Here is a 5,398-nt window from a genome sequence, read left to right as displayed (position 1 = left end):
CTTCTGCGCCGGGTGGCGGAGAAGCAGGGCCTGATCGTATTTACGGACTCTGATGGCGCGGGCTTTGTTATCCGCAACCACATCAAAAGCGCCATTCCGGGAAAGTACCTGAAGCATGCCTATATTCCCGATATCCCCGGCAAGGAGCGCCGGAAGGCGGCTCCGGGGAAAGAGGGAAAACTGGGTGTGGAGGGCATGACCCCGGAGGTCATACTGAAGGCGCTGCGGGATTGCGGTGCCACCATGGATGGGGAAGATAAAGCCCCCCGGGAGCATATTACCAAGCAGGACTTTATGGACCTGGGCCTTTCCGGAGGCCCCGGAAGCGGCGAGAAGCGAAAAGCGCTGCTGAAAAAGCTGGACCTGCCGGAGCATATGAGCAGCAACGCCATGCTGCAGGCCGTGAATCTGCTCTGCACCAGAGCGGAATTTGCGGAGCTGGCGGGGCAGACGCTTAATGGAGAAGAACAATGGTAGATATATCAGTCAAAGATTTGAATAAATTCTTTGTCATTGGAGAAAACCTGTTGCAGGGGCTTTCTTTTGACATTCAGGAAGGGGAATGCGTGGCCATTCTTGGCAGGAACGGCTGCGGAAAAACAACCCTCTTCAAGATCCTTACAGGGGAAATGGACTACGATGGGGGAGAGGTCTACGTCAACCCCAACAAAAAGCTGGGCCTGATCTCCCAGATCCCTAAATTTCCCGCGGGCTACACCGTGGAGGATGTGCTGCGCTCGGCATTCTCGGTGCTGACGGCCACCAAAAAGAAAATGGAGGCTCTGGAGGCGGCCATGGCCCAGGGAGCGACCCAGGAGCAGCTGCGGGAGTATGACACTCTGGTAAATCGCTTCCAGTCCGGCGGCGGCTATGAGATGGACGTGGACGTGGACAAGATCTGCAACGGCCTGGGCATTACGGCACAGCAGCGCCCCCAGCTCTTTGAGAGCCTGTCCGGCGGCGAGAAGACCCGCATCAATCTGGCCCGTCTTCTGCTGGAAAAGACCGATATCCTGCTGCTGGACGAGCCAACGAACCATCTGGATCTGAACAGCGTGGAGTGGCTGGAAACCTATATCAATGGCTTCAAGGGTACGGTCCTTGCCATTTCTCACGACCGGTATTTCATCGATCAGGTGGCGGACCGGGTCATTGAGATCGTGGATGGCCACGGGGAGTTTTATTCCGGCAACTATTCCTTCTACATGGAGGAAAAGCAGGCCCGGTTCGACTTGCAGATGAAGCAGTATGAGCAGGAGCAGGCCAAGCTCAAGCAGCTGGGCTACACCGTGGAGCGCATGAAGGGCTGGGGCATCAACAATCGGACGCTGTACCGCCGGGCCATGTCCATTCAGCACCGCATGGAGCGTATTCAGAAGACCGAGCGGCCTAAGGCTGAGCGGACCATGAAGGCTTCCTTTGGGGAAAAGGACTTCTCCGGCGATGTAGTATTCAAAATGAAAAACGTCTCCAAGGCTTTTGGAGACCGGGTGCTGTTTTCGGACGTAAATCTGAATGTAGAGGGCGGCGAGCGCATTGCCCTGCTGGGGGACAACGGCACCGGCAAGTCCACCTTTATCAAGTGTTTGCTGGGCGAAGAGGACTGCGGCGGAAAAATCCAGTTCGGTCCCACGGTGAAATGGGGATATCTGCCCCAGATCATCCATTTTGACCATCCGGAGCGAAGTCTCTACGACACCATGCTCTACGAAAAGAACCTGACGCCCCAGCAGGCGAGAGACCGTCTGGGCGCGTTTATGTTCCAGGGAGAGGATGTATTCAAGACTGTCGGCACCCTTTCCGGCGGTGAACAGTCCCGGCTGCGGCTGTGCATGCTCATGGACGAGAAAATCAACCTGCTGATTTTGGACGAGCCTACCAACCACCTGGATATTGCCTCCCGGGAGTGGGTGGAGGCCGCCATTGAAGAGTTCGAGGGCGTGCTGCTGTTTGTGTCGCACGACCGGTATTTTATCGAGAAGTTTGCCGAGCGCATCTGGCTGCTGGAAAACGGAACCATCCGGGATTTCCCCTGCGGCTACAGGAAGTACCGCTCCATCCTGGAGCATGAGGCCCAGGCCAGACAGCTACCCGCGGTCCAGACGGCGCCGAAGCCCAAAAAGGATAAGCCCCGGTCCGGTTCCAAGGATTCCGACAAGCTGGTGAAGAAGCTGGAGCGGGAGATTGAGAAGCAGGAAAAGGTGGTTGCCGATCTGGAAGCGCAGATTCAGAACGCCGCTTCGGACTATCAGGAGTTGAACCGGCTCCTGGGCGAAAAGGAAACGGCGGAGGAAGCCCTCCTGGAGCTGATGGAGCAGTGGGAAGCCGCCCAGGCGTGAAATTCCAGAGTACAATGCGATAATTGACAGATTGGGAAAAACCGCATATAATACAATTTACGGCGTGATTCCTGAAATAAAAAGATCCCTTAAAAAACGTAGCGATAAGGAGAGTTGATTCATGAGTTCCTGTAACGGAAATTGTTCCAGCTGCAGCTCTGACTGCGGCGACCGCAAGGCGGAGAGCCTGCTGGCGCAGCTGAACCCAAAGGCCAACGTGAAGAAGGTCATCGCTGTGGTATCCGGCAAGGGCGGCGTAGGCAAGTCCACGGTTACCTCTATGCTGGCTGTGGCCATGGCACGGAAGGGCAAGCGTGTGGGCGTGCTGGATGCTGACATTACCGGCCCCTCTGCCCCTACGGCCTTTGGCGTTACCGAGTGCCAGGGCGCCAATGAGGATGGCTTGTACCCCGCATTGACCCGGGGCGGCATTCAGGTCATGTCCATCAATCTGTTGCTGGACAACCCCGGCGATCCTGTGGTCTGGAGAGGCCCGGTCATTGCAGGCGCGGTCAAGCAGTTCTGGACAGACGTCATCTGGGAGGACGTGGACTATCTGTTTGTGGATATGCCTCCCGGAACCGGCGATGTGCCCCTGACTGTGTTCCAGAGCCTGCCAGTTGACGGTATCGTCATTGTCACCAGCCCTCAGGATCTGGTTTCCATGATTGTTACCAAGGCGGTCCGCATGGCCGAGATGATGCATATCCCTGTGCTGGGCTTCGTGGAGAACTACTCCTATCTGGAATGTCCGGACTGCGGCAGGAAGATCAAGGTCTTCGGCGAGGGCCATTTGGACGAGGTCGCCCAGAATCTTGGCCTGCCCGTTCTGGCTCGTCTGCCCATTGACCCCAAGGTGGCGGAAGCCTACGACAACGGCCTTATGGAGACCATTAACACTGATCTGGTGAACCCTGTTATTGATACCATCGAGAAGGCGGAATAATTTCCATTGTGCCAGCGTACTTCTACGCTGGCGCATTTTTTGAGATACAGATAATAATTATCGAAAAACAATAAAATATTATTGACAAACAAAGTCTCCTGTGCTATTCTGATTCCAGCAAAGCATAGGAGGCTTTTTCGTATGAAAGAAAAAAAGGATTCCGGCAGCATTCTTTTCAGCAGGGTTCTGGTTTGGGTGTTCGGGGCATTGCTTCTGGTTTTGGATTGGGCGATATGGCCTGTTTCCCATATGCTGACGCGGTACCTTCCGATTCTGCACAGCAGCTGGGGTACAATGCTGATTGTCTGCCTGTATGCATGCAACGTGCCCGGGTTTATGCTGATCTTCTGCATGGATAAGCTCTTGCGGAATCTCCGTAAGGGAATCGTATTTGACAGCCGCAATGTGCGCCTGCTGGGGATAGTCAGTATTTGCTGTTTTATTGCCTGCGCTGTCTGCCTTGTGGGCTGTGCGCGGATCTTCTTTCTGGGCTTTGTAGCTTTGGCCGCCGGCTTCGTGGGGCTTATTGTGCGAATCGTCAAAAATGTTTTCTCCGCGGCAATCGATATGCGCAGTGAGCTGGACCTGACGGTGTGAGGGAAACGCTATGGCTATTGTTGTGAATTTGGACGTCATGCTGGCAAAACGGAAAATGGCCGCCGGGGAGCTGGCGGAGAAAATCGGCATTACCCCGGCGAACCTCTCTATTCTCAAGAACCAGAAGGCCAAGGCCATTCGGTTTTCAACCCTGAATGAAATATGTCGTGTGTTGGACTGTCAGCCCGGGGACATTCTGGAGTATCAGGAGGACATGATATGAAAAAGCGTTTTTTTCTGGCATTTGCCGGATATTTTGTGGGCTGGCTGTACTGGAAGACCATGCTGGAAGAATGGCCCATGGTTCTTTTCGTGGCGGCATTCCTCGCCTGGGGTGTGTGTATTGGCCTGACGAAAAAACCAAAGGGAAAAATGCATTGGTTCTGGGCAGCGGTCACAGTCTTGATTGGTCTGGCGATAACATTGAAGCGCTGCAACGCGACGGATGGCTGGGACGTTCTGGCGCTCCACGGGGCAGCGGCTTTCTGGGCAATCAGCTTTTGCGGCGCGGACCGGGGCGGGGAAGATGCCCTTGGTTTTGCATGGGACTGTCTGGACGCCTTCCTGCTGCTGCCCTTTGGCAACTTCTTCGGAAGAATTCAGGATGCGGTTTCCTCGCTGGCAGGACTGGCCAAGCCTACGAATGGGGAAGAGGGTAAAAAGATGCGGCGGGATTTTTGGCTGGCCGTGTTGTGTCTGGTGCTGGCCCTGCCCCTGCTGGTGCTTGTGACAAATCTTCTTGGTCAGGCGGATGCGGGTTTTGAAAATATGGTGCATGATTTTCAGAAGCTCTTCCGGTGGAATTTGTCGGAGCACTTCTGGGAAGAATGCTTTCTGTTTGCCATAGGCCTGCCTGTTGGAGCCTATCTCTATGGTCTGCTCCGGGGGGCTGCCCGGCGGGAGAATGCGCCGGTACTGTCAGCAGCGCAGCTGGAAAAGCTGCGTGTGCTTCCGGGAACCGGGGCAAACCTGGTTCTGGGACTGTTCTGCGGTGTGTATTTTCTGTTTTTTGGCGTACAGGCGGGAAATCTCTTTGCGGTGTTTTCGGGACACATTCCCGGAACCCTTACTGCATCGGATTACGCAAGAAGCGGTTTTTTCCAGCTATGTACCGTAATGGCTATTAATTTCTTCCTCATTTGGCTGCTGTCCCTACTCACGAAACCCAACCGGGTTGGGAAGTGGCCTCAGGCTCTGCTGATGGTCCAGAGCATCTTCCTGGCCGTTACCGCCGGGGCGAAGCTGTGGCTCTATATCGCCCGTTTCGGATTTACTCCTCTGCGGCTGCTGTCTGCCTGGGCGGTTCTGGTTCTTGCCGCTGGTTGCTTGCTGATGCTTTACACTCTGGGAAGCGGGAAGAAGACCTTTCGCCTCTGGCTGTACCTTGCCGCCGGAACCTTTACGGCACTGTGTTTCTACTAGAGCAACACCACAAAACAAAGGGGCTGTCTCACTAGGCACTTTAATGGGTCAAAATAGCAAAAAATGAAATGTCATTGCGAGCCAGTGACCGAGT

6 protein-coding genes are annotated in these 5,398 nt (G+C 54.9%); all 6 read left to right on the top strand.

The window, feature by feature from the left end:
- The coding region (locus KQI10_RS11510) for a toprim domain-containing protein (RefSeq protein WP_216567545.1) at nt 1–477 on the top strand (477 nt) is incomplete at its 5' end.
- Nucleotides 471–2,339: a ribosomal protection-like ABC-F family protein gene (gene abc-f, locus KQI10_RS11505; RefSeq protein ID WP_216567544.1), complete on the top strand. Its 1,869-nt coding sequence runs from the start codon at nt 471–473 to the stop codon at nt 2,337–2,339. The genes KQI10_RS11510 and abc-f, both read left to right, overlap by 7 nt.
- Before the next feature lie 121 nt (nt 2,340–2,460).
- Nucleotides 2,461–3,285 (top strand): Mrp/NBP35 family ATP-binding protein, encoded by an 825-nt coding sequence (locus KQI10_RS11500; RefSeq protein WP_216567543.1) that lies wholly within the window; start codon nt 2,461–2,463, stop codon nt 3,283–3,285.
- A 141-nt stretch (nt 3,286–3,426) separates the two neighbouring features.
- Nucleotides 3,427–3,882, top strand: a complete 456-nt coding sequence (locus tag KQI10_RS11495) for a DUF2975 domain-containing protein (protein WP_216567542.1) — start codon at nt 3,427–3,429, stop codon at nt 3,880–3,882.
- Between the two features lie 10 nt (nt 3,883–3,892).
- Nucleotides 3,893–4,105 carry a helix-turn-helix transcriptional regulator gene (locus tag KQI10_RS11490; protein ID WP_216567541.1) on the top strand — a complete coding sequence of 71 codons (213 nt, stop codon included), beginning with the start codon at nt 3,893–3,895 and terminating at the stop codon, nt 4,103–4,105.
- Entirely contained in the window at nt 4,102–5,304 is a 1,203-nt protein-coding gene (locus tag KQI10_RS11485) for a DUF4153 domain-containing protein (protein WP_216567539.1), read from the top strand. The genes KQI10_RS11490 and KQI10_RS11485 overlap by 4 nt, the downstream gene beginning before the upstream one ends.
- Nucleotides 5,305–5,398: the final 94 nt, after the last annotated feature.

Origin of the sequence: Pseudoflavonifractor sp. MSJ-30, from assembly GCF_018918045.1 — a bacterium.
Classification (GTDB): Bacteria; Bacillota; Clostridia; order Oscillospirales; family Oscillospiraceae; genus Faecousia.
This window is presented reverse-complemented; position numbering and strand designations above follow the sequence as displayed.